Annotated in this window: 24 protein-coding genes and 2 pseudogenes; 7 read left to right on the top strand and 19 right to left on the bottom strand. The window is 35.1% G+C overall.

Annotation, left to right across the window (positions count from 1 at the left end; all coding sequences use genetic code 11):
- Nucleotides 1–39: 39 nt before the first annotated feature.
- The 3 genes from HMPREF2580_RS11095 to HMPREF2580_RS11085 all read right to left on the bottom strand — a co-directional run bounded on the left by HMPREF2580_RS11095 (nt 40) and on the right by HMPREF2580_RS11085 (nt 2293).
- Complete coding sequence (locus tag HMPREF2580_RS11095) at nt 40–1242, bottom strand: MFS transporter (protein WP_070833058.1); 1203 nt, start codon at nt 1240–1242, stop codon at nt 40–42.
- Nucleotides 1243–1374: 132 nt separating this feature from the next.
- Nucleotides 1375–2046, bottom strand: a complete 672-nt coding sequence (locus HMPREF2580_RS11090) for an MBL fold metallo-hydrolase (RefSeq protein ID WP_070833055.1) — start codon at nt 2044–2046, stop codon at nt 1375–1377.
- Nucleotides 2047–2068: 22 nt separating this feature from the next.
- Complete coding sequence (locus tag HMPREF2580_RS11085) at nt 2069–2293, bottom strand: 30S ribosomal protein S17e (RefSeq protein WP_002444860.1); 225 nt, start codon at nt 2291–2293, stop codon at nt 2069–2071.
- 501 nt (nt 2294–2794) lie between these two features.
- Between HMPREF2580_RS11085 and argF the strand changes: the two genes are divergently transcribed.
- From argF to HMPREF2580_RS11070, 3 genes and pseudogenes are all read left to right on the top strand, one after another.
- Nucleotides 2795–3796 (top strand): ornithine carbamoyltransferase, encoded by a 1002-nt coding sequence (gene argF / locus HMPREF2580_RS11080; RefSeq protein WP_002444862.1) that lies wholly within the window; start codon nt 2795–2797, stop codon nt 3794–3796.
- A gap of 21 nt (nt 3797–3817) precedes the next feature.
- A complete protein-coding gene (gene arcC / locus HMPREF2580_RS11075) occupies nt 3818–4756 on the top strand; it encodes a carbamate kinase (RefSeq protein WP_002444864.1) in 939 nt (312 codons plus the stop codon).
- 191 nt (nt 4757–4947) lie between these two features.
- Nucleotides 4948–6512 (top strand): annotated as a pseudogene (locus tag HMPREF2580_RS11070) (YfcC family protein).
- 105 nt (nt 6513–6617) lie between these two features.
- On the opposite strand, the gene HMPREF2580_RS11065 reads toward HMPREF2580_RS11070, so the two are convergent.
- From HMPREF2580_RS11065 to HMPREF2580_RS11050, 4 genes are all read right to left on the bottom strand, one after another.
- Nucleotides 6618–7487 (bottom strand): patatin-like phospholipase family protein, encoded by an 870-nt coding sequence (locus tag HMPREF2580_RS11065; RefSeq protein WP_070833053.1) that lies wholly within the window; start codon nt 7485–7487, stop codon nt 6618–6620.
- A gap of 142 nt (nt 7488–7629) precedes the next feature.
- A complete protein-coding gene (gene brnQ, locus HMPREF2580_RS11060) occupies nt 7630–8991 on the bottom strand; it encodes a branched-chain amino acid transport system II carrier protein (RefSeq protein WP_070833050.1) in 1362 nt (453 codons plus the stop codon).
- Nucleotides 8992–9092: 101 nt separating this feature from the next.
- On the bottom strand, nt 9093–9488 hold the full coding sequence (locus HMPREF2580_RS11055; protein WP_070833048.1) for a type II toxin-antitoxin system death-on-curing family toxin: 396 nt from the start codon (nt 9486–9488) through the stop codon (nt 9093–9095).
- Entirely contained in the window at nt 9488–9715 is a 228-nt protein-coding gene (locus HMPREF2580_RS11050) for an AbrB/MazE/SpoVT family DNA-binding domain-containing protein (RefSeq protein WP_070833045.1), read from the bottom strand. The genes HMPREF2580_RS11055 and HMPREF2580_RS11050 overlap by 1 nt, the downstream gene beginning before the upstream one ends.
- Nucleotides 9716–10057: 342 nt before the next feature.
- On the opposite strand from HMPREF2580_RS11050, the gene HMPREF2580_RS11045 reads away from it, so the two are divergent.
- Both HMPREF2580_RS11045 and HMPREF2580_RS11040 read left to right on the top strand, forming a co-directional pair.
- On the top strand, nt 10058–11095 hold the full coding sequence (locus tag HMPREF2580_RS11045) for a PTS sugar transporter subunit IIC (protein WP_070833042.1): 1038 nt from the start codon (nt 10058–10060) through the stop codon (nt 11093–11095).
- 210 nt (nt 11096–11305) lie between these two features.
- Nucleotides 11306–11860 carry a DUF4334 domain-containing protein gene (locus tag HMPREF2580_RS11040; RefSeq protein WP_256326452.1) on the top strand — a complete coding sequence of 185 codons (555 nt, stop codon included), beginning with the start codon at nt 11306–11308 and terminating at the stop codon, nt 11858–11860.
- 74 nt (nt 11861–11934) lie between these two features.
- Here the strand turns inward: HMPREF2580_RS11040 and HMPREF2580_RS11035 are convergent, their stop codons facing one another.
- Nucleotides 11935–13041 carry an NAD(P)-dependent alcohol dehydrogenase gene (locus HMPREF2580_RS11035; protein WP_070833035.1) on the bottom strand — a complete coding sequence of 369 codons (1107 nt, stop codon included), beginning with the start codon at nt 13039–13041 and terminating at the stop codon, nt 11935–11937.
- 137 nt (nt 13042–13178) lie between these two features.
- On the opposite strand from HMPREF2580_RS11035, the pseudogene HMPREF2580_RS12265 reads away from it, so the two are divergent.
- Nucleotides 13179–13292: pseudogene (locus tag HMPREF2580_RS12265) on the top strand (IS110 family transposase); the annotation flags it as partial.
- A gap of 185 nt (nt 13293–13477) precedes the next feature.
- On the opposite strand, the gene HMPREF2580_RS11030 reads toward HMPREF2580_RS12265, so the two are convergent.
- The 9 genes from HMPREF2580_RS11030 to cntK form a co-directional block, all read right to left on the bottom strand.
- On the bottom strand, nt 13478–14662 hold the full coding sequence (locus HMPREF2580_RS11030; RefSeq protein ID WP_070833033.1) for a staphylopine family metallophore export MFS transporter CntE: 1185 nt from the start codon (nt 14660–14662) through the stop codon (nt 13478–13480).
- 11 nt (nt 14663–14673) lie between these two features.
- A complete protein-coding gene (locus HMPREF2580_RS11025) occupies nt 14674–15423 on the bottom strand; it encodes an ABC transporter ATP-binding protein (RefSeq protein WP_070833030.1) in 750 nt (249 codons plus the stop codon).
- A complete protein-coding gene (locus HMPREF2580_RS11020) occupies nt 15416–16231 on the bottom strand; it encodes a staphylopine uptake ABC transporter ATP-binding protein CntD (RefSeq protein WP_070833027.1) in 816 nt (271 codons plus the stop codon). Before HMPREF2580_RS11020 ends, HMPREF2580_RS11025 begins: the two co-directional genes overlap by 8 nt.
- Entirely contained in the window at nt 16228–17097 is an 870-nt protein-coding gene (gene opp1C, locus HMPREF2580_RS11015) for a staphylopine uptake ABC transporter permease subunit CntC (RefSeq protein WP_002444882.1), read from the bottom strand. The genes HMPREF2580_RS11020 and opp1C overlap by 4 nt, the downstream gene beginning before the upstream one ends.
- Nucleotides 17094–18029 carry a nickel/cobalt ABC transporter permease gene (opp1B, locus tag HMPREF2580_RS11010; protein ID WP_070833024.1) on the bottom strand — a complete coding sequence of 312 codons (936 nt, stop codon included), beginning with the start codon at nt 18027–18029 and terminating at the stop codon, nt 17094–17096. The genes opp1C and opp1B overlap by 4 nt, the downstream gene beginning before the upstream one ends.
- 12 nt (nt 18030–18041) lie before the next feature.
- The gene (nikA, locus tag HMPREF2580_RS11005; protein ID WP_070833021.1) at nt 18042–19640 is read right to left on the bottom strand and encodes a staphylopine-dependent metal ABC transporter substrate-binding lipoprotein CntA; all 1599 of its coding nucleotides are present in this window, start codon (nt 19638–19640) and stop codon (nt 18042–18044) included.
- An 85-nt stretch (nt 19641–19725) separates the two neighbouring features.
- Nucleotides 19726–21021, bottom strand: a complete 1296-nt coding sequence (cntM, locus tag HMPREF2580_RS11000; protein ID WP_070833018.1) for a staphylopine biosynthesis dehydrogenase — start codon at nt 21019–21021, stop codon at nt 19726–19728.
- The gene (gene cntL / locus HMPREF2580_RS10995; RefSeq protein ID WP_070833015.1) at nt 21014–21829 is read right to left on the bottom strand and encodes a staphylopine biosynthesis enzyme CntL; all 816 of its coding nucleotides are present in this window, start codon (nt 21827–21829) and stop codon (nt 21014–21016) included. The genes cntM and cntL overlap by 8 nt, the downstream gene beginning before the upstream one ends.
- Nucleotides 21826–22668 carry a histidine racemase CntK gene (gene cntK / locus HMPREF2580_RS10990; protein WP_070833012.1) on the bottom strand — a complete coding sequence of 281 codons (843 nt, stop codon included), beginning with the start codon at nt 22666–22668 and terminating at the stop codon, nt 21826–21828. The genes cntL and cntK overlap by 4 nt, the downstream gene beginning before the upstream one ends.
- Nucleotides 22669–23217: 549 nt before the next feature.
- On the opposite strand from cntK, the gene HMPREF2580_RS10985 reads away from it, so the two are divergent.
- Nucleotides 23218–23784 carry a DUF5067 domain-containing protein gene (locus HMPREF2580_RS10985; RefSeq protein ID WP_044466453.1) on the top strand — a complete coding sequence of 189 codons (567 nt, stop codon included), beginning with the start codon at nt 23218–23220 and terminating at the stop codon, nt 23782–23784.
- A gap of 603 nt (nt 23785–24387) precedes the next feature.
- Here the strand turns inward: HMPREF2580_RS10985 and HMPREF2580_RS10975 are convergent.
- On the bottom strand, nt 24388–25311 hold the full coding sequence (locus HMPREF2580_RS10975) for an ABC transporter ATP-binding protein (RefSeq protein ID WP_070833009.1): 924 nt from the start codon (nt 25309–25311) through the stop codon (nt 24388–24390).
- On the bottom strand, nt 25311–26003 hold the full coding sequence (locus HMPREF2580_RS10970; protein ID WP_070833007.1) for an ABC-2 transporter permease: 693 nt from the start codon (nt 26001–26003) through the stop codon (nt 25311–25313). Before HMPREF2580_RS10970 ends, HMPREF2580_RS10975 begins: the two co-directional genes overlap by 1 nt.
- Nucleotides 26004–26062 lie beyond the last annotated feature (59 nt).

Genomic DNA, 26062 nt, shown 5'->3' with positions numbered 1-26062 from the left:
CTTCACTATGATTAATATCCAGTTTTAACTCGTAATGCTTTATTGCACGTTCGACTTTTTATAATTAATCATTAATAATATAAATGCTAAAATCGCGAGTATCACAATGATGATACTAAACACGATACCTGCGAGTTGGATACCTAATGCTAATTCAAGCAGTCCCACACCAACGACTGGAATTGAAATTGCGATATAAGCAATGGTGAAGAAAGCAGATGTAATTTCGGCTTGTTTGTCTTTAGGTGCTACTGCATTGACTGTTGATAATCCCGCACGAAAGCTAAATGCTTGTCCAAATCCTGAAATCATCGCACCGATAAATAAGATGACAAATGATTCCAATTGAATAGATAGCCCTACTAAGATAACGCCTATGATTAATGTACTACTGCCTAGCATTAGAATATGATAGTCGGATTTACTTTTAAATAATAATTGACCTAACGTTGACGCACAGAATACCAAGAATACCATGACGCCTATCACAGCTTTATTCGTAATATTTAAGATTTCTCCTAAAAAGTTTGGCGAAACAGCAGTAAATAAACCGAGCATTGAAAAACCTACAAAGACAGGAATCACGGCATATATAAATGTAGAACGAATGTCTGCCGGCACACTCAACTTTTGGACTTCAATCTTGAAACTTTGTTTATTCTTAACTGGCTCTGGCATAAACCAAACCCCTATAAACGCTAGGATGACAAGGATAAAATCTACGATAAAGATTAACCGCATCGCATAAGGTAGATATTGCGCTAAGATACCACATAACAAGGGTCCAAACCCTAATCCCAGCATATTGACACTACTAGCAATGGTAGAGGATCTCCCCTTTTTATCCTCTGCAGCTAAATTAACAATTGTAGTTGTCGCTGTACTTGTAAAAAGACCTGCAGAAAGTCCGGAAATCACACGACCAGTAAGTAAGAAACCAACATTCGTGGCAAATAAAAATATCAGTGCACTGATTGCAGATAAAATCACACCTGGAATGAGTACATAACGTCGTCCTATACGATCTGACAATTGCCCAAAAACGAGTAGACCTCCTATTACGCCAGCTGCATATACAGCATAAATAATTGTAATCATTAATGGAGATAAATCGTACACTTTACTATAAATAGGGTAAAGTGGTGTGGGTAATGTCGTCCCCATCATCACGATGAGAAATGCATACGCTGCACTTATCAATCCCCAGTTTACTTTACGATTTTGATGGTTAGAATTTTGCAAGATGCTTCACCTCAACATATGTATATCTCTATAGAAAGGACATGAAACATTGTTATTTTATCTTTAGAGATTCATTTAAAAAAGGTATACCCAACATTAAGCCGGATATACCTTAACGATTGATATTATGGTTTAAGTATTTTCTCCATTTCGAACACGATCTATGATTTTCTGTACACGTTGTTGTTTATCATTCTCATCATTAATAAAGAAGACCGGTGATTCGCCTTCAATTGAAACCCACGGTACGAGTGCATCAAAATCAAGATCTCGAATCATTTCAAGACTCTTTATGGATTGTTCTCTATCACTTGAAGGTAGGACGACTGTGCGCCACTCATCTCCTTCATAACAGAGGAAATCACCTGTAAATAAATAACGATGTTCGCCGTTATCCCACAAATATAATGTTGTTCCAGGCGTATGCCCAGGCGCAGGAATCACCTCTAAATCGTCATATAATTGTTCACGGTCTTTAAATGTTCCAGCAACTTGAAGCGTATCAGTCACAGCTTCTTTATCATCTTGGTGAATATAGTAAGGTGCATTGAAATGCGTTTGACCACCTAACGATTCATGTTCATGATTCATAAGTACGCGATCTGCGCCACCCAGTGACTGAATATCATCTGCTGCTTCGTCAATTCTACCAGAATGGAAAATCACAATATTCCCTTCTGAACGTTCAAGAACGAAAGATTTGAAACGAAATCGTTTATCAAATGGTAGTTCTGTTGTTGGCGTCGCATACAAACCATTTGCTACTTTATCTAATGTTTCGAAATTGTTTTCATTTTCAGCCATATAATCCCACACCTTTAAGACATTAGTCTAAATATTGATCAGCATGTTCTAGTCTATAGTGTTCGATTTTAGATTTTTCTTCATCAAATTCTTTATGCGTTAATTTTGTAATCTTTTCAATTGAATATCCTAACTTTTTTGCGAAAGCGTCAACTTCCCCCTTGTTTTTTGCCACTACAAAAACAGTTAAAATATTTTCGTCAACAATGTCTTTATTGTGTTGATAGTCTAATCTGAAAATCTTCATATGAACCCCCGCCTTTTATATTTTAAATGCCCATTTTCGTGTTAAATATAGTCCTGTTAATATTTTATTATCCCCTTCTTTTCGAAAAATCAAACGTCCCATTCCTACATAAATACGTCATACGTTATTTCTAATAGAAGAAAAGAGACAAGCTTGAACGTATCGTTATAATGACATGTTCTATGCTTGTCTCATAAGTATCATATTTAATTTTCCTATTTTATTACTTATATTTTAATCATTTCACCGTTAAAAGTTTTCAGTGATTTAAACCCTTCTAAACGCTTAAATTAACACAATATTTCATACAATTATACACAACTTTAAAATTACATATAATTTCACCATACTCCTTTTTTGTGAATTTTTCACAAATTCCTTAAAATCTTAAAAAAGTTTTCAATTATTTATTAATAAAAAATGACAACTTTTTAATTTTATTGATTATTATAAGTTAACGCTTACAATGACCTTGAAATCAAATTTAAGGAGTTGTAAAGAATGAAGAATTTACGCAATAGAAGTTTTCTAACTTTATTAGATTTTTCACAGAAAGAGGTAGAATTTTTATTAAATCTCTCTGAAGATTTAAAACGTGCTAAATACATAGGCACTGAAAAGCCTATGCTTAAAAATAAAAATATTGCTCTTCTTTTTGAAAAAGACTCTACAAGAACTCGTTGTTCATTTGAAGTCGCTGCACATGACCAAGGTGCAAATGTAACGTACTTAGGTCCTACAGGCTCACAAATGGGTAAAAAAGAAACTGCTAAAGATACTGCCAGAGTTTTAGGTGGTATGTATGACGGTATTGAATATCGTGGTTTCTCTCAACGTACAGTTGAAACGTTGGCTGAATTTTCAGGGGTGCCAGTATGGAATGGCTTAACTGATGAAGATCACCCTACACAAGTACTCGCAGATTTCTTAACTGCTAAAGAAGTATTGAAGAAAGATTACTCCGAAATTAACTTCACATATGTTGGTGATGGCCGTAATAATGTTGCTAACGCATTAATGCAAGGTGCCGCTATCATGGGCATGAATTTCCACCTCGTTTGTCCTAAAGAATTAAATCCTACTGACGAATTGCTAAGCCGCTGTGAACGCATTGCTTCTGAAAATGGAGGCAACATCCTTATCACAGACGATATCGATAAAGGTGTTAAAGACTCTGACGTGATCTATACAGATGTATGGGTATCAATGGGTGAACCTGACGAAGTATGGCAAGAACGTCTTAAATTATTAGAACCTTACCGTGTTAATAAAGAATTAATGGAAAAAACAGGCAATCCAAATGTAATATTTGAACATTGCTTACCATCATTCCATAACACTGACACTAAAATCGGTAAAGAAATTTATGAAAAATATGGCGTAACTGAAATGGAAGTCACTGATGAAGTATTCGAAAGTGACGCTTCAGTAGTATTCCAAGAAGCGGAAAACAGAATGCATACTATTAAAGCAGTCATGGTGGCTACTTTAGGTGAATTCTAGTACAGACAGGAGGTAATTCAAGTGGCAAAAATCGTAGTGGCATTAGGTGGTAACGCATTAGGTAAATCACCTCAAGAACAACTAGAACTCGTTAAGAACACAGCTAAATCACTTGTGGGGCTAATTACAAAAGGACACGAAATTGTAATTAGTCATGGTAATGGCCCTCAAGTAGGTAGCATTAATTTAGGTTTGAATTATGCTGCAGAACACGGTCAAGGCCCTGCCTTTCCATTCGCTGAATGTGGTGCAATGAGCCAAGCATATATTGGTTATCAACTACAAGAAAGCTTACAAAATGAATTACACGCACTTGGTATAGACAAACAAGTTGTCACATTAGTAACTCAAGTTGAAGTAGATCCCGATGATACAGCGTTTAGTCATCCTTCTAAACCTATTGGTCTCTTCTATGATAAAGAAACAGCTGAAAGCATTGAAAAAGAGAAAAACTATAGCTTTGTTGAAGATGCAGGACGTGGCTATCGTCGTGTTGTTCCTTCACCTCAGCCGAAATCAATTGTCGAACTTGCAAGTATCAAAACTTTAATTGAAAATGATGTGCTTGTGATTGCAGCAGGTGGCGGTGGCGTCCCAGTTATCCGCGAACAACACGATAGCTTTAAAGGTGTTGATGCAGTTATCGACAAAGATAAAACAAGTGCATTACTAGGTGCAGATATTCAATGTGATCAACTAATTATCTTAACAGCCATTGATTATGTGTATGTTAATTACAACACTGAAAATCAAAAAGCACTTAAAACTGTCACACCTGAAGAATTAGATGCATACGTTAAAGAAGATCAATTTGCTAAAGGTAGTATGCTTCCAAAAATAGAATCAGCAATCTCATTTATTGAGAACAATCCTGAAGGTAGTGTATTAATCACTTCCTTAGATCAATTAGACAACGCACTCGAAGGTAAAGTTGGTACTTTAATTAAAAAATCATTTTGATGACTTTTAATTGAACGAACATTGAGTGCTATCAATTGCAAGTCATTTTATTCATACTGACATAGTTGTGCACCCTGTTCTTCCATCTACTCCCAAACTATACAGGGTGCACTTCTTTATTGGAAAAATACGAAAATTTTTATAGATATGCATGAATTTCATGATTCTCGAATGATATAGAAAAAAAGGAGATGAAAATATTGGAACATGCTATCGATTCAAATAAAAAGAAGAAGCGATTTAAATTACGGATGCCCGGTGCATTCATGATTTTATTCTTACTCACAGTGGTTGCCGTGATAGCAACATGGCTAATACCCGCAGGTGCTTATTCTAAATTATCATATGAACCCGCTTCACAAGAATTAAAAATCGTAAACCCTCATAATCAAGTTAAAAAAGTTCCAGGAACACAAAAGAGCTTGATAAAATGGGTGTTAAAATTAAAATTGAACAATTCAAATCGGGAGCTATTAATAAACCCGTATCGATACCAAATACTTATGAACGACTTAAACAACATCCTGCTGGTCTAGATCAAATTACAAGCAGCATGGTAAAGGGTACCATTGAAGCCGTCGATATCATGGTCTTCATCCTCGTTCTAGGTGGACTCATAGGTGTCGTTCAGGCGAGTGGTTCGTTCGAGTCAGGTCTACTGGCCTTAACTCAGAAGACGAAAGGCCACGAGTTTATGCTCATCGCTTTTGTAGCAATTTTAATGGTACTTGGCGGAACATTATGCGGTATTGAAGAAGAGGCCGTCGCCTTTTATCCAGTACTCGTCCCAATATTCATCGCATTGGGATATGATTCCATCGTTTCTGTCGGCGCCATCTTTTTAGCGAGTTCCATCGGTAGTACATTTTCAACGATTAATCCGTTCTCAGTAGTCATCGCTTCTAACGCTGCAGGAACAACCTTTACAGATGGATTGTACTGGAGAATTGGAGCATGTATCGTCGGAGCTATATTTGTAGTAAGTTACCTTTATTGGTACTGCAAAAAAATTAAGAAAGAACCAAAAGCTTCTTATGCTTACGAAGATAAAACAGAATTTGAAAAGCAATGGTCAGTAATGGATCAGAATAGCTCTTCAACATTCACTTTACGTAAAAAAATCATACTTACCTTATTCGTATTGCCATTCCCTATCATGGTTTGGGGCGTAATGACACAAGGCTGGTGGTTCCCAATTATGGCATCAGCATTCCTTATATTTACGATTATCATTATGTTTATAGCAGGAATGGGTAAATATGGTCTTGGCGAAAAAGGCACAGTCGATGCATTTGTCAATGGTGCATCAAGCCTTGTCGGCGTATCATTAATTATTGGTTTGGCGCGTGGTATCAACTTAGTATTAAATAAAGGATTAATTTCAGACACAATCTTGCACTTCTCATCTTCCATCGTGCAACATATGAGTGGTCCTTTATTTATCATAGTCTTATTAGTGATTTTCTTCTTCTTAGGTTTTATCGTACCATCATCATCTGGATTGGCAGTGTTATCTATGCCTATCTTTGCGCCATTAGCTGATACAGTTGGGATACCTCGATTCGTCATCGTCACAACTTATCAATTTGGTCAATATGCGATGTTATTCCTTGCACCAACAGGACTCGTCATGGCAACCTTACAGATGCTCAACATGCGCTACTCCCACTGGTTGAGATTCGTCTGGCCGGTCGTCGCCTTTGTACTCGTCTTCGGTGGCGGTTTACTCATCGCGCAAGTATTGATTTATTCTTAGATATATTTAATTTCGGAAAATGAAGTTCCGAGATAGCACAGATTTTATAAGATGCCATATAAAAGCGAGGTTAGGTCGAAATCCTAACCTCGCTAAATTTTATCTTTATTCATTCCAAAATTGCTTAATCATTTCTGCATCTTTGCGACCTTGTGCTTCGCCTAGTTTTGCGATCTCTGGTCGAATGGATGGATCCACTGTATTACCACCCAATTCATTTAACTTATTGAATACATCTTGACTTGGTGTAACTAATTTAACCTCTGCACCGTTATCTTCTAGTTCTTTAATAGCGTCATCTAATCGATAAGGTGTAGAAATAGGAAGGTTTGTTGATAGAATCAATACTTTTTTAGCACCTTTTGCTAAATCTGCATTTTCCATCGAATGGCAACCACCATCAAAATGTTTCTGACCATTAACTGTTGTAGCAGGCCATACACCGGGTAGTGAGCCACTTGAAGCCATCGCGCGATATAAATCCACTTCAGATTCGGATGTGAATGCGACTCGCTCTGCTTTTTGCGCGTTGACAGCTGTAATCATTAAATTTTGAGGCCATTCATCCATTTTAATTCTGTGTTTTAATCTATTGATGTGTTCATTTTCATCAAATTTGTTATCCTCTAGCGCATATTCACTATAATTTTCAATCCATTCTTTTGGCGTGTTAGCGTTTTTCTCTATTTCATTATAACGGGCGAACACCCCAGACATGTCCTGACTTGGCGGTTCTTCGTTGGATTTTGGGGCAATTTGTTCTTCGAAAATATCTTCCCAACTTTTATTTGAGGTAATACCCGTTGCCGCTTGTGCCCCACCAGACGTCCCGATGACTAAATCTGAATGTCTAACATCTATTCCAGCTTGATCAAGAGCTGAAATATATCCTAATTGCCAACCAATGGCAAGCGAACCGCCTCCGCCTAATACTAGGGCATGGTTTAAATTCTCTTTATGATTTACCACTTTCATTCCACCTTTATGAGTGATGACTCTTCATTATCATAATTACCCTTTTTCATAGAATCAAATTTTAAAACTTTAATCCAAAAAATAAGCTATGCATACCTTATCACTCACGGTATACATAGCTTTTTAAAATTTTTTAATTACATTAATATGTTTGAGGTTGTTTGTTTCCTCGTATTTTATATACAACGAATCCGATAATGAACCCAACTAACGCTGGGATTATCCAACCCATTCCTATAGTGAAGAATGGTAAATACTTTTCACCTAAAGAAATAATGAAACGGGCGAAACTCGTTTTGGCGAAGAATTCAGGACTTGCTTTCACACCATCGATAAATGCAGCAATCATAGTAAAGAATGTTGTAAATCGATACACTACTTTAGAATGATTGAATAATGGACTTGCTAAAGTTAAGAGAATTAACGTAATTGCGAGTGGATAGATAAACATTAATACTGGCGTTGAGTACATAATAATTTTTGTTAAACCCACATTGGCGAAGATACACGCCAACACACTTACCACTGTCGCAAACATAATATATTTTTGTTTAGGAAAGAGCTCTGTAAATGTCTCTGAAAATGCTGTAATTAATCCGATTGCTGTTTTTAAACATGCCACAATGATAATGAGTGACAGCACGATGATGCCGTAATCTCCAAGGTAATGTTGAGCTATTTGCGCGAGTGCGATGCCCCCATTTTCACTGACTTTAAAATTACCTAAACTCATCGTACCCATGATTGCAAGTAAGCTATAAATGAGCCCCATACCGACGATACTAATTGTTCCTGATTTGAATGTTTCTTTAGCAATCGTATTCGGGTTCGTCACACCCAATTTCTTAATCGTCGTCACGATAATGATACCGAATGCTAAAGATGCCAGTGCATCTAAAGTGTTATAACCATCGATAAATCCTTTGAGCAACGCACCATCTTTGTATTGTGGAGTCACCGGCGCATGGCTCACGCCACCCATTGGATGAATAAATGCAAGTAAAACTACGATACCAAGTAAAATTAAAAATACAGGATTTAAAAATTTACCTATATAATCTAAGATTTTTGATGGCTTTCTGGCAAAAAACCAAGCTGCTAGGAAAAATAAAATACTAAATATCGGTAACACAATTTTTCCTTGGCCCGGTGAAATAAATGGCGAAAACGCAATTTCATATGACGTCGTTGCCAATCTCGGTAATGCGAAAAATGGCCCAATCACAAGATATAATCCAATAGTAAATAAATACGCATAGATTTTACTCACTCTTGAAGAAATTTCAAAAATACCATTTGTCTTCGATACACCAATGGCAATAATTCCTAAAAATGGTAAACCAATAGCTGTGATTAAGAAACCTAAATTAGCTGTAAATACGTTAGAACCAGCTGTTTGACCTAGATGTATTGGGAAAATTAAGTTTCCTGCGCCAAAGAAGAGACCAAACAACATCGATCCAATAAAAATATTTTCTTTAATTGTAAGTTTGTTTTTTATCATTAATGTATCTCCTATGTCTATGTTATTAGCTATTATACATGAGATTAAACTCTTTTTTCAGATTATTCAATAAATTATCGCTATAATTATATACACTTTAATCAAAGTAAATTAGTTTTAGTATGTTTTCTTATCCACTCAACAATTATTTTTTCTTCTAAATTTTCAGTAGCTATTTTAACAGTAAATTCTACCGCTTCTTGTGAGTTAACTTCTAAAATTAGTCCATTTTTTCTTAAGAAAATGTTCAATGCCATAAAAGCCGTTCTTTTATTACCATTAAAAAATATATGTTTTTTTACTATATTCCTGTACAAATTAGCACCTTTCATTTCTACAGAGTAATATAGTTCTTGACCAAAAACATTTTGTTTCACAGACTCAATAGTCATATTTAAAGCAGTAGGCTCTTTTACTCCTATAAATTCTTTAGGCGAATATTCTTTGATTACAAATGTATTTAATAAAATTAAATCTTTTTCACTTAAATATTTCATTATCTTTCGACCAATTTTTCAAATACTGTTTTATATTTTTCTGATATTTCCCTAGCTAAATCTAAAATTTCTTCATCATTATCATGTGCAGTCGTTATTTGATAGCCATTTTCTTTTTTTATAAATTGTATACTCATTCCTTCTTTAACGTTTAAGTCCTCTAATACTTTTTTGGGCATTCCGACTACTAGACCATTGCCACTTTTTCTAACTTTTCTAGAAATCATATAATCAACTCCTAAATTAGCTATAAATAAATTCTGTTAAATTAAATATTGTTCTTTTTAGCTCAACTGTTAATTAATCCTATTATAATAAATTAAGTATATACGTAATCACATGTATATACAAATAAATGTTTACATTTTTGAAATCAAATGGCTTTACATAGCCTAGTTGATTTATTACTCACGACCTAATTTTTATAGAATTGTTGCACTTTTGAATTTTCAAAAATATTAAATTCGCATTAACACTCAAAACACAATTAAATTTCCTCCAATTAATTGTGTTACAATTGAGAAATGTTTTGGGAAACATATAGATTTACACTAAAGGGGTTATAAGAGATGAATATCATATTAGGAGTTGGGACATTAGTCATAGTACTAGTTATTATGACATTGTTCTTAAAATTTGCGCCATATGGTAAAGAAGGTCTACAAGCGCTATCAGGGGCAGCTTGTGCAACATTTCTACCACAGGCCTTCTTAAGTTACGCTATTGGTGGCATTTTCCATATTAAATTCCTACAAGAGATTGGTGACCTTGCAGGGAGTCTTGGTGGCATTGCGGTCGGAATTCTCGCATGCATCAACTTAGGTGTTTCACCAGTCTTTGCAGTGATTGTAGGATTAGTATTAAAAGACTTTAGTTTATTACCTGCATTTATAGCAGCGTATCTAACTGCATTTGTGATTAAATTTATTGAAAAGAAAGTTCCAGAAGGCTTAGACTTAATCGTCGTTATCCTTATCGCACCAGCGCTTGTCTATGGATTAGCAACATTGATTAACCCAGGCGTCACAGCAGTATTAAATCAAATTGCGAATGCCGTTAATTCAGTTGGAGATAGCAGTCCATACGCACTCGCGATTATTCTAGGACTCATCATTCCAGTAACAAGTATGACACCATTAAGTTCAATGGTCCTTGCAAGTATCTTAGGACTTACTGGCTTACCTATGGCGATCGGTGCAATCGTATGTACAGGTGCATCATTTGTTAACTTTACATTATTTAACCTTTTAAAAATTGGTCAAAAACCAAATCGATTTGCCGTATTTATCGAACCACTCACACAAATCGATTTAATCGTGAAATACGCACCCGTCTTATATGGTACAAATGCGATTATAGGTATGGTCAACGCATGTATTATCGCGTTCAGCGGTCTAAAAATTGGTGTTACTGGCATGGCCACACCAATGGCAGGTGCGATTGTATTATTCGGTTTCAATAGTCCTATTAAATCAATTATTACGATTGCAGCTGTTGCAGTGACAGGAACTATCTTAGCATTTATTATTGGCTCATTAATTAAAAAATTCGACTTATTACACTTGCATATTCCAATGCCATGGAATAAAGGTAAAAGTCATTCATAATATAGAAGAAACATCTACCCGTTGCCAGATGATAACGCAACCAAGGTAGATGTTTTTTATTACAAATTTAGAAGTAATCATAAATTTTCCAATGGTTTGAGTAGAATATCGACTTTAAAGTGTCGTATTTAACTTTACCGGGTAAATTAAAATATGTGACCTATCATCATCAATATAAATTAAATAATAAAAATGATGGAGATGAAATCAATGGCTCAATTAGATAAATTAAAAGAATTGGCTAAAAAACGCATTTCTCAAGAGGAAGCGTTCGAATTCTTTGATTCACTAGACACTGTAAATTTAGAAGACACTTATGGATTATGGAAAGGTGAAGAGCTCAAAACAGGTCATCCTATGGAAGGTTTACTCACTGCTTCTTCATGGTATGGTAAAAAATTTATCGATAATGAACATGTGCATCCATTAGTATTCCAGAAAAAAGATGGCTTTTTATTCGCAGGCAATCCTGGTCGTGTATCACTTGACCCAATACTTTCTAAATTACCAAAAACGTATGTATCTTTATTTATGAAACTGGCACGCCCATTCATTATTACTAAAAAAAGTAGAGCGCGATTACGTCTTGTGGATTATAGAGGTAAAGCAAGTGCCTCTATGATATATGACCAAAAACCTATTATAGATATCTTCCGTAAAATAGATGAAGATACCATGTTAGGCGTAATGGATATTAAAAATTTCCCATCTGAAAAATCTTATTTCTTCTATCTTAAAAGAGTTCAGAAACAAGAAATTCAATAAATGATTTGTATTAAAATATCATCCAAGCTTAATGCATATTAAATATAAGCTTGGATGATCTATTTTATATTTACTTATTGAAATGACGCATCAAAAACAACAATTGGCTTAATAGTATTTCCGGTTCTAGAATCTTCAAAAGCTTGTCCGATTTCATCAGGTTGATAGAATTTAACCATTTTATCCATTGGGTATTGTCCACGTTTAAAGAATTGAACTAATTCTGGAATTAATAACTGTGGCATTGCATCGCCTTCAAGCACACCTTTGAGTGTTAACGCATTTCTCATAATATCATTTGTAACATTTAATGATACTTCTTTATCATTGACGGCTACTGTGGCACATTCTCCTTTAACAGCTAAGCTTCTTAAAGCTGATAAGATTACATCTGGAACTCCAGTCGTTTCAAATGCATAATTTACACCGGCACCGTTTATTTCATGTACTTTCTCTACTACATCATGTTCTTTACTATTAATGGTATGCGTAGCGCCTAACTCCATTGCTAAATCTAAACGACCATCAAAGATATCTACGGCGATAATAGGATAACAATTAGAAAGTTTCGCAGCCATAATCGCACTCAATCCAACTGTCCCTACACCAAATACAATAAAACTTGAACCTGGTTTAGTTTGAAGTGAGTTGAAAACTGCGCCACTCCCTGTCATAAATCCACAACCTAGAGGGCCTAGATATCTTAAATCTACCTCATCATCTACTTTGACAATATTCTTTTCATTTGCAGTAACATAATTACTGAATGAAGATTGTCCAAAGAATTGAGAAATATCTTCGCCATCTTCAGTATGCAGTGGTGTTTCGTTCTTTTGATTTCTACCAAGTAAGTTTAATGCTACAAAATTTTCACAAGCTCCAGCATTGCCATCTAAACAATTTTTGCATTCACCACAATAAGTAAATCCTAAAACAACGTGATCTCCTTCTTTAACATGTGTCACATGTTCGCCCACTTTTTCAACAATACCTGCACCTTCATGCCCTAATACAGCGGGTTTAGGCGTCGGCATAACATTTCCGATGACTGCAGAATCTGTATGACAAACACCTGTTGCGATAACTCTGACTAACACTTCATCCGCATTTGGTTCATCTAATACAATCGTTTGGTAACTAAAAGGGTTCTCTTCAGTAGTGACAAAAGCATTTGTTTTCATTTGCAAAACCTCCTAAATATATATTTAACGCCTTACTGTAAATTTACCCTTTTTTATTAAACTTTCACCAATATCTTCGAAATTTTCTAAACATTTTTAGTAGGATTAATCCCTAATTATAAATAATGATTGTCATAATAAAAGAGCAGCCTCATGAGAAAGCTCATAAGACCGCTGTAGTCGCTTGTATCAATCGACTATTAAAAACGATTCACTATTTAATAATGAATCATCGATTATATGATTATTAAATGTCCCCACATTAGCCAATCATATAATCAAGTTTATTACACCTTATTCAAAAATTTGAAATTGAACGGTTTATTTCATTATGACTTTTTAAATAAGATAAGTACTTGATTAATCGTAGGAAAGAAGGCTGAGACAATTAATGATGTCCCACTCCCTCCAAACTAACTCAAAATATTTTATTCTCTCATCCTCGGCTGACATTTTGTTTTTTTATCAAGCTCATCATTATCGCGCATATTACCAGTAAACCACATACTAAATACATCCAACTATAGCCGATTAGATCTGAAATCGGCCCCATCAAACTGCCGCCTAATGAAACACCTAAATCTGCACAAGCGATGAATAATCCTAGTAGCATATTCCGTCCCGATTTAGGCAATGCAAAGCTTAAATATGACGTTAATGTTGGATAGACTAATGCTTGCGTGATACCAATCATCATCGCACTTGCGTAAAAGATGACGACATGAAGATGTGGGCCTATAGCCACTAGCATCGAAGCTATAGTAAGTAACATCAGCACATTGACCATATATAATGGATGCCATAATCCGTCTGATGGGATATGTTTACGTAAATATATACGTGCCAATACGACTGCTATCGCCTGAATAGTTAGGAAGATACCTGCATCCGCGAATTCATACTTCACTGTATATAATGGTACAAACGTACTCACTGCACCGAAGACGATAGATACAATAATCATAATACATCCGCTATTGAAGAGTTCCTTATTTTTTAAAAATTGGGCAAACACTGTGATGGCGTTAAATTGTAATGGCTCAATCTTATCACGGGTGTCCGGTTCTTGTTCAGCAAATGTCACACGATATCCAAAGAACGTCGTTATCGTAGCAATACCAATCATGACCATGGCGAACACAGAGATAGGTCCGTAATTCCATATTCCAACTGCTACAAGTGGTCCAATTAAATTAGGTATGGTAGAAAATAACGAATACAAAGATACCCCTTCTGAACGATGTTCTTCTGGCAACGCATCAATGATGCCAAGTTGCAGTGACATGGAGAAGAAAGCCGTACACACACCTTGCATGACCCGTGCCACGAAATAACCTTCTAATCCTGTGAAGCCGTACAATATCAATGCACAAGCATTGATAAAAAGAATGATACGTAATACTTTAATTGGGCCCACACGTGCAATAATTTGACCTGCCCATGGGCGAAATACCATCGCTGTGAGCATATAGGCACCCATGATAATACCGATAATAGAGTTTGTTGCACCTAAACTATGCCCTCTTAAAGGAATAAATACATTTAAAATTGCGTTTGCGCTAAAAAACATTAAGGTTAATATGTATAATCTTAGAAATGGCCAAGCCATGGCTCCTTTCATTGCCTCACTCCTTAAAATGTTAGTTGTTTATTAATCAATGCTGTTGTATAAGGATTACGACTTGAATGTAAATCGCATGTTTCTATGTGCTCCTCAATTTGACCATTTTTAAAAATGATTAACTGATCACACAAATAGGTAGCCGCCTGAATGTCGTGTGTAATAAAAATATAGCTTAGTTGTCGCGTTTGTCTTAATTTCTTTAACAAGTCTAATATTTGCGTCTGAATAGACATATCTAATGAACTAATCGCCTCATCAAATAAAATATATTGAGGATTCATGCATATAGCACGAGCAATGGCCACACGTTGCGCTTCACCACCGGATAACATGTTGGGATATTTATCTAAATACGCTTTCGTTAGTCCTACTTCTTCCAATAATTTAATCGCATCGATTTCCATCTCTTCTTGATGTTTCTTGTCACATCGACACATCACTTCGAACATGATATTTCTAACCGTTTGAAATGGATGTAGCGATGACGTGTAATCTTGAAAGACTGCACTGATTTGATGACGCCTTACTTTCGCGCGATACATCGGTTGATCGTTAAGCGTAACACTTCCTTTATCAGGCCTTTCAATACCCAGAATCATTCGACTGAGGGTAGACTTTCCGCTTCCACTTTCTCCTATAATAGCGATACTTTCCCCGACTGGACATTCAAATGTTACATCTTTGACGATGTAGTGAGGCGCAGGATGGAACCATGATTTTTTACCGTATGACTTCTCAACATTTGTGATTTTAAGCATTGACTTCACCTCTCATCACCCTTTGAAAATGATCACTCACTTTCTTTTTAGTGGATAATAAATATTTCGTATAAGCATGGCGTGGATGATGCAAGACGTCTTCTGTAGAACCACTCTCAACGAGGCGACCTTCTTTCATTACAATGACGCGATCTGCAAGTTGATTAATCACTGTTAAATCATGTGATATAAAAATCATGGCACAATCAAAGTGACGTTTAATATCTTGAAATGCTTCAAGCACATCGTACTGCGTAATCGTATCTAATGCTGTCGTGGGTTCATCCGCGATAATAAGCTTCGGTTTCAATGCTAAAGCCAATGCAATCATCAGTCGTTGCAACATACCACCTGACAACATATGAGGATATGCATTTAAGATGATTTCAGGTTGCTTTAAATTGATATACGTCATATATTTCACAAGCGTTTGTTTCACTTCTGTCTTCGTTAACGTCGTATGTGCACGCATTGTTTCCATCATTTGCTTGCCCACTTTTGCCGAGGGGTCAAATGCGCGTGCCCCGTGTTGCATCACCATTGCAATATGCTTACCTCGTTGACTACGTAATTCCTTTTGAGATAAATGCATTAAATTTTCATTTTCAAAATAAATATCCCCTGACACACGAAGTCGTTCAGGATTTAAACCTAGTAAAGCTTTACACGTAATAGATTTACCGCTACCGCTTTCTCCAATCATCCCGAGCGTCTCGCCTTGTGCTACTTTAAAGTTCACTTCTTCTACAAGTGTAGTATGAGTCCAACCATCCGTAATTCGCAAGTTTTCGACAGATAATAACGTCATATAGACATCACACCTTTCTTCATGGCACGTCTCTTTTCCTTAGAAGTAATTCGTGGATCAATCGCAATTTGTAAGGCATCCGATAGGAAGTTAAAGGCCATAACAATAATGACGATGGCTATTCCTGTAGTTAACATCATTTCAGGATGAGTGAACATCACTTTGCGTGCTTCATTCAACATCATTCCCCATTCAGCTGTCGGGGCTTTTACGCCTAACCCTAAAAATGAAAACCCAGACATTTGCAATATCATTGAACACATTGAACTACTCGAAATAATAGCGATATCAGCGAGTGTTAAAGGCAAGATATGCTTTAGAATAATAGATGAATGGCTCATACCAATCGTTCTAGCAAATTTCACATGATCCGCTTCAGTATATTGCATTACGCTCGTACGAATAATACGACAAAACCATGCCCAACGTGTGAGTATAAATGCCAAAATAATATTCTCTACACCCATACCAAATACTGTAATCAATGCTAATGTCACAACATAACTTGGAAATGCCAACATGACATCACAACAACGCATTATTAAAGCATCAATATAACCTCGGAAATATCCAGCTATCAATCCGAGAATTGCGCCAATCACTACGGACACAAATAACGCGATAAACACATATAATAAACTCGGTCTGATGCCGTAAATCATTCGCGTTAACACATCACGTCCTAAGTGATCAGTGCCTAACCAATGCGACCAACTGATGCCAGCAAATTTATCTGAGGTGTTAATGTGATTAGGTTCGTAATATGTAACGATAGGCGCGAATAAACCGAGCACGACATACAGTAAAATGATGCTCATCGCAATCACTGCACCTCTATCTTGCATTAAACGCTTTAAAATAATCATCTTGTCGCCTCCCTTAATTTAGGATTTAACATTGCGTTAATCATATCTGCTATCGTGTTAAACACAATGAATAATACAGCGACAATGAGCACATAGGCCTGAATAACTGGTAAATCATGTTCGACAATAGCTTTGAGACTTAATTGTCCTAACCCAGGCCATGCGAAGACATTTTCAATAACGACAAGCCCGCCCATAATCATAGGTACTGACATACAGAAGAGCGAGACGGCAACTTGTAGTGCATTACGTAAAACGTGTAAGAGCAATGTTATTGTATGTACACCACTGGCATTTAAATACAACACATAATCTTCATTCAGTTGTTCAATCATCGAGCGTCTCACATTTCTGAAATAAATACCTGCATACGTCATCGTAATTACAAAGACAGGTAAGATATAGCTTTCAGGACCTGTTAAACCAGACGTAGGTAGGAGATTTAACTTTACTGATATATAGATAATGAGCATCGATGCTATCCAATAAGAAGGTAGTGCAGTTAAGAAGAACGCAACTGAACGTATCACACGATCAGTCAACTTTCCTCTTGTTAAAGCACTGATAACTCCTAATATAATAGATGTAATAATAACTGAAATACTTGAAATCAGTGTAAGTTTTAAAGTATTGAAAAAGGCAGGCCCTATACGTTCTGATACTGGATCTCCTGTAATATAGCTCGTACCAAATTTAAATTGTATCGCTTGAATAAGCCAATTTTTATATTGAATGAATATCGGTGCGTTTAAGCCATACTTTTCATTAGTTTCAGCAATTAACTGTGGCGTAATGTTAGGCGTTCCTTGTGCATGTAAAATCGTGACAGCTGGATCTCCTTTAGTTAGATACGTCATCATAAATGTCATAAAACTCACTACAATCAATAACGGGAACATGAGAACAAGACGTTTGAGTATTAACTTGGCCATCTAGACGCTCCCTTATTTATACTGCATCTCATTAAATGGGAGTTCGTATTGCGACTGAGTAAATGACACATGATCTAAATCTTTTGGCGCAACCACCGTCATTCTGCCATAAGAAACAGGAATAAATACGCCTTCATCATCGATACGCTTTAAGATTTTTTGGTACGCCTTAGAACGTTCTTTAGCATTTTGTATTTTGAAAGCTTCATCGATATCTTTATATAAATCTGCTTTATTCTTAATACCTGATGTCGCACTTTCATAACCTGTTTTAGTTTTAAATGCTGCAAGTGTACTTTGTGGATCATAGAGTAATCCCCACGTTTGATTGAACATTAAATCGTAATCTCCTGATGTTCGTCTTTCTGCGACTTTATCTGATGTTTCTCCATTAATGTTTAACTTGATGCCTAACTTTTTAAATTCAGCTTGTAAAAATTCTGCCTGCTCTTTTTGCTCAGAAGAACCTTTATCGTAATACATTGAGAGCGTGAGCGCTTTGCCGTTCTTTTGTCGTACATTGTTATCTTTAGACAACTTCCAACCCGCTTCATCCAGTAGTTTCTCGGCTTTTTTCGTATCATATTCGCGTGTTGGCATATTGAAGTTAATGTCTGTCACATTTTTCGCGAATAATTGCGTTGCTGGCTTTTCCTGACCGTCCAAGATGTCTTTAGAAATTTTATTTCGATTTACCATATGGCCTAATGCTTGGCGTACTGTTTTATCACTTACAGCACTGTCTTTTTTACCTGAATTGGCCACAATCATTTTCGTGTTCATCGGCTGACTTCGTTTAACTTGGTATTGTCCTGTTTCTTTCAATTGATTTAAGCCGTCTTTGTCTAAACTGTCTGTTCCTCTATCATCAGTGAACGTAAAGTTCGTTTCACCTTTCTTCATTGATAAGAAGGCAGTCTCCCCGGCAGGCTTAACTTTTGCTTCGACTTTATTTAATTTAGATTTTTCACCCCAATATTCTTTGTTTTTATTAAATTCTGCGTACTCATCCTTTTTGTGCTGTCCCATTTTAAATGGTCCTGTACCATCGAATGATTTCACACCGTCTTTCGTTGTTCCATGTTTAAAATCTTTAGGAGATACAAAGACATATGGACGAGGCATCGCAAGTTCTGCTAATGCTGGTTGATACGCTTCCTTCAAATGAAGTTGCACCGTATATTTGTCTTTCACTTTAACGTTGTCGATGAGCGTTGATATCTTCAGCCATGAATGTAACTTCTTATTTTGTTGAACAGCATCTATATTTTTCTTTACCGCTTCAGCATCAAATTTTGTACCATCATGAAACGTCACATCATTTCTTAAATGGAATGTATACGTTTGACCATCATCCGAAATATCCCATTTCTTAGCTAGTAGTGGTTTGATGCCTTCCTTTGTATTTCTTACGAGTGGTTCATAAATCATACTCTCTGCTGACATTGAACCACCATAGACATGTGGATTCATATCGCCAATATCTTTCACTGTGGTATATGACAACGTCTTATGTTCTTTCTTTTCTTCTAGTTCTTTATTGCCACCACAACCTGTTAATATCAACCCTGATATCAGTAAAACTGTACTCATTCTTGTTATTTTGTTCATATCATTTCCTCTTTCTATGTTGAAGATGTTTACGTATGACGTATCGTGTGTCTTTGTAGTATCAATAAGGCGTATGACTTTATATTTAAGAATGCTTTTCCTTTAAAAATTGATTCACTAAGGTAATATCTTTGTCATACGCATGTGGATCAAATTGTGCCGATACACGTTGATGTGGATGTTGTGTTTGATAACTTTCGCAATATGCACGATATCGAGCTAAGAATTGATCAATCATTGGTGTTTGTACACCGAGCGTCCTTCCGATTGCCTGAATGATCGATGTGCGGTAGCTGTCTTCACTTGGCATTCTTGGAATATGCAGAATGTCTCGTTCATCAACCTCAATTTGTTTATATGGAACCGCTGAAAAATCAAAATAGTTCCCCTTTTCATCAGGTTGCGAAAATGGATCAATTAAAATGGCGGTATAGCGAACGTATAATAGATATTCTTGATGTATAGAGGGTAACTGTTCAAAATGGTCAATCTCCCATTCAGTCATTGTTTCCGCTCGCACTGGATAATTTTCCTTCACCATAAATTTCAAAAGATTGACTGACGGCACACTTAATTTGTCTAAAATGGCCATCATTTCCTGCCACATTTGACGCATTTCACGGATTAATGTCATCGTAATTGGTCCTTCAGGAAATAGTTTATAAACATATACAGGTACTGAGGTGCCTTCAAATATTGCATGTAATGAAAAGTCATTCATAAACAGTGCGGGGTGCACATAGAGTGAGCTATTATGTATCTCAGCTTGTAATGGTGTGTCCATTACTGTGAGTTGAATTTTTAATTGTTCAAAGCACGTTTTAATGCGCTCAATCAAATTAGAGTGTGCGTGATTAGAACCTACATATAGCTTGGATTTGACCCCTGTCGTAAGCACCTTATGCGGTTGTTCGGCGTCTATTATTCGTGTATCTCCTAAATATGTTGAAAATGAAATCACCTCTACGTCTGGGTTCATTTCTAACATGATTTGTTCAATCAACATGTGTGATCCCAAAGTTGGAGAGACCAAGATGATGTGTTTCGCCCGTTGTAATGTAGATGTTGCGAGTTGTTCAAGTATTGGACGATACGCATCTGCGGTACACGCCATGATTAACGTATTGTATTCTTGATCCACATCTTTAATATCTTTAAAAAATTGATGAATTTTGAATTGTCCTGAAAGTTGATGATGCGCGTCATTTTGAGTGGAAACTTGGAAATATCCTTCACTTTGATACGCATCATACACACGTTGCGACTTAATAGACGTCTTTGCGCGACTCACAATATCAATGTTGCCATCCGTCACTTGATGGCATATTTGTGCAAGTTGAATAGCTACAGGACCACTCCCTACAATTAATGTATTAGACATTTGAAGCCCCCTCTTTAACAGAAGCTTTGCGATAGAGGGCAATATCAAATATTTGATCAGGTCTTGTTTGTTGAGAGACACAATACCAATGTTTGTCATCCGTTTTCTGAGATGGATAATTAAATAATGATTTGATTCCATTTCCATAACGCATGGCGACTACAACATTGTCATTCGTCAATTCATATAATTGGTCTAAGATGTCATATTTAATCGGAATGGTTGAGCTGAAAATAATGTGCGTAATATCATGTGTATCTTCCAATTGATCGACCGTTTGATGCGTGATTTCAATATCTTCATTTGGCGCAAGTACCTTCACGATACGTTGTCCTAAATCTAAAGCTTGAGGATCGATATCGATGCCAATCACAGTCGCTCCCGTTTCTTTAGCTACTTGGATGAGCGTCATTGGATAAGCACCTGAACCTACAAGCAATAATTTATCTTCTTTCTTAATACGACATTGACCAAATTCCTCGTTAATACAATGTTCAATATTATCGAAATAACCAGAGGTAGACGCCCTTCCGTCTAACAACCGCTTAGCGCGTATCACTTCTACTTGTTTGACGCACTGTGCAGTAATATCTTGAAGTTGTTGCGTTAACCTTTCTTTCGCTTCCTTATCGTTCCATGAATCGAATTGATGTTGCGCAATCGGGCTTAATATCAATTGACTATATCGATCAACCAATGTTTCTAGCTCATCAATGTATTGCTCATCTTTTCGCACTTGTTTATATAATGTTTCAAATTGGCTTAAGTATGTTTGTAATCGATGCTGTATATCATGCTTTAAGTTCATAAGTATGTCTTCGTCTCCTGTTCTATATATGCTTGTCCTGTTGCGACAGTTGAAACTTGACCTTTAATAGATGTTAAATAACCCATTTGTTCATTAAATGTTGATGAAACTAGAATGCTTCCACCCGGTTGATTCACCTTGAAATCATTGCTCGCTTGATTTGTTCGATACTGTTGAAACACACCAATCGAAGCCGCCCCTGAGCCACAGCTATTTTCCCAAATTAAACTTTGCACCTCAGGTATATAAATGAGTGGTTGTAAAAACTGCTGCTCCGTGTCAAATAACATGACACCAATGGTTTTATAATTAACGTTCCAACGTTGTGTCCTCACAAATTGTTCTACTTGTTGTTTAAAAGACACCGAAATATCTCGCGTTGGAACGACAAAATGTATGTAAGATTCATAAGTTAGTTCAAGTACGTGATATAGTTGTCCTGCAATGACTAATTGTCTTGGTTTGATTTGTTGTACTTGAGGCATTCCCACTTCGTAACATCGATGGTTATGAACCTTACAAGGTACGAGCTGAGAATATCCTGATACTTTCAACTGACATTGCGAATGTTGTAACAGTTGATGCTCTTGCAAATAATGAATGTATGACATCGTAGCATTCCCGCAAAATTCATTCCCACTCATCACTAAATGATATGTTTCCCAATTATTGTGATTCGTAGATTCTATAAAACCAACTTGTTCACAGCAAACATGTGTCGTTGCCATTAATTGATTGGCAATTGTTGCGTATTCATTTGGATGATGTTTTGAGTGAACAAGAATAGTCATAATCCCCGACGGATTATATTTTGAAAATTCAATCACCTGACGATGCATATGACACTCCTTTGTGTTGTGTATTCTCTTTTAAAGCTACTGTCACAAATAGTTGTACCTATAACTATCAGCAACTTTAAAATAGTTGTACAAAATAAATCGTAACAGTTATGATTTGAAGATTATAGTATACGAGTAGGACCATATTGTCAATATAATTGATAATAAATTTCAATTAGTGAAGTGAGGAATGTGGATCGAATGAGACTTGAGGAGTTATGAGAAGATTTATACTAGAAGAAAAATGAGAGTGGTTGGCGTATTTTAATACTATATAAATACAGACATACTAAATGTTATAACTTAATTTTACAAATTAATAATTATAGTTGAATCTACTTATTTGTGTTTTTTTCGAATTTTAAATTCATTAGTTTTATCATGATATTAACCATTTTAAATTTAAATAAAAGCATTACTATTATGCAATACAAATGATATACTTATTAACGAAAATATTCATTGTTTTAATATATTTTTAAAATTAATAGTTGGATATTTTTATTTTACATACTCATTCCATTAAATACATACAGGAGGATATTGATTATGAAGAAATTATTAGGACTCTTATTTGCGTCAACACTTATTCTAGGGGCTTGTGGAGGTCACAAAGATTCATCTGAAAGTGATTCAAGCAATAAATCTTCCGATAGTGTTTCCGTTGATAAAAGTGATGACTCAGAAAAAACTGACTCAAAATTCAAAAATGATAAATTAACTACTAAAAACTATGATATTGAATTGAAAGATGCAAAAATTCTTAAAGCATCAAAATATTCAGACGATGAAAAGCCAAATTTAGCAGTAGTATATGAAGTAAAAAACAAAACTGGTAAAAAAGATATTACAGCAAACGGAGCATTTTTAGAAAGCTTCGAAGGTTATCAAGATTCTAAAAATGTTAAAAGACATTTATATTCAGGCGACGCTTACGACAGTGAATTATATGAAAAATATAGAGAAAATCAAGATAATGAAATAAACAAAGGTGGTACAGTAAAAGGCGTTAAAATGTATAAATTAAAAGATACTAAAACACCAGTCACACTTGAAGTTAAAGATCCAGACGGACTTCATAAAAAATTAGGCGAAAAAGAAATTAAACTTAAATAATTCACTATAGTGACAAAAAGATATACCGTTTAAAAAATATAATAATATCCTAGATTAGAATATAAGTTAAACGGAGGCTATTTTATTGTTACCTAATATTTTGATGTTGGTTATTACTCTATTAACGGTTTTTTTAATCATGTATAGTATTATATTTAATAAGTCATTTTCAATTGTGGTAATAGCTCCTATAGTTCAATCTATAATACTGTTTATTATTCGGTATTTTTGGCTACAAATGACTTTTAAAAGTGCACTTGTTCATTCTTTCGATTTATTCACTATAGCGATGGTTATCGCTTATGGATTTTATAGATTAGGCAAACGAAAAAATCATTAACTATAAAATAAGACATTGTTCTTAGTCCAAAACAGTTCGGGACACCATTTACCAAAAATAATAGCAGTAAGAGGATTTTAGTTAGAATCTTCTTACTGCTACTTTTATATTCAATACTTCGTTTATATTTTAAGAATAATGCTTTTCTTTTAAATCTATAAGCATTTAGACTGCTCGAATAGTTACTGCAGACAAACCGAAGGCTTACTTCAATCTTTTTAATGCTCTCCCAAATCTGCCTCTATTAATAATATCTACTTCGATTAGTTTTGATCTTTCTTTTCATGCTTGCTACTTCTTAAGAATATATCTTCTAATGACAATTCTTCTAAATCAACTTTGAAGATATCTATATCCAAAGTAACATATAATTTCACTATTGATGGGATCGTGTTTTTCTCTTTAATTTTAAGGTTGGTAAAACCGCTATTGATGTCTATATCTTTTATCTCATGATTTAAATGATTCAATCTTTCTTTTAATAATTGCATTTGATTTTCATTTAACGCCATATGCTCAATTTTTAAAGACAGACTTTCTTCATAAGTTTCTCTTAGTTGTGCTAAATTCCCCTGTACTTCAATATTACCTTGGCTCATAATAGCCATTTCATCACATAACTTTTGAATTTCATCTAAATTATGTGAAGTTAAGAAAATAGTTGTCCCAGACTGAGCAATATTCTTAATCAATTGATGTATTGATAAAATTGAATTCGCATCGACGCCTGATGTAGGCTCATCTAGGAAAAGTATTTTAGGTTTATTAACTACAGCTTGTATAATCCCTAGTTTCTTTTTCATCCCAAAAGAGTACTTTTTAACTTTTAAATTCAAACCATTTTCTAAGCCAATTGATTTGAAAAGATCTTCTATTTCGCTTTGAGAAACATCATACTTTAATATATTACAAAAGTATTTTATATGTTCTTTTCCAGTCATATGATTGTAAAAAGAAGAATAGTCTGGTAATACGCCAATCTCGCGTTTACTATCAACATTTAAAGTGAATGTGCCGTCAGAGGGCTGGCATAATCCTGTTAACATATTTATAAAAGTTGATTTACCGGCGCCATTATGACCTAAAAAACCAAATATCGTTCCTTCTCTAACATTTAAATTGATATGATTCACAACTTCTCTATCTTCATAAATTTTTGTTAAATTATCGGTTTGAATTGCATTCATTATAAATCCCTCTTTCTAAATACATATACACTTATTATCAGAAAGACTACTGGAAAGATAACTACAATAAAAGGCATCGCAGGGTTATCTTTAAGGTAATAAAAGTAAGGCGTGATATAGCTGAATAATTTCAACCAAATTTTATCAGAATTCATACTCCATAAACCTAATATAGTCATGATCAACGAAAGTGCTATACCTAAAAAGTTAGTTAATATCGTATTATCAATGAGAACTGACAACAGTGTCGCCAACGCTAAGAAATAACTCACAAACACGAGACATTGTAATAACTCTAATAAATAAAATTCATGAGAGTAAAAAATTAATAAGAGCGTTGTAATAAATAGACAAGTTAACCAAAATAGTAAAGTGCCAATAAACTTACCTAATAAGATATGGCTTCTATTTATTTTAGTAGCGATAAATCGGATCGTTCTACTTTTGACTTCCTCATTTATAATGTTATGAGAAAGTGTAAAAACAAATAAAGGACTTGTGAGCAATACAGTTAGCAATAATGCTAATTGAAATGGTGTTTTCTCTAATCCTGTCACACTATTAATTTGACTTCCAAATAGGCTTAATAATTTTGCTATGCCTAAACTGATAGCAATCATAATCAAAATGATTAAGATAGACTTTATACTTTTAAATAGAGCAACAAACTCTTTTCTTGCTATAGAAAGCATACATTTTCCTCCAAAAACTAAAAGTTTTTAAAAAATAATTACTTTTCAATTGTATTTAT

Origin of the sequence: Staphylococcus sp. HMSC036D05 (assembly GCF_001836225.1) — a bacterium.
Lineage (GTDB): Bacteria > Bacillota > Bacilli > Staphylococcales > Staphylococcaceae > Staphylococcus > Staphylococcus caprae.
This window is presented reverse-complemented; position numbering and strand designations above follow the sequence as displayed.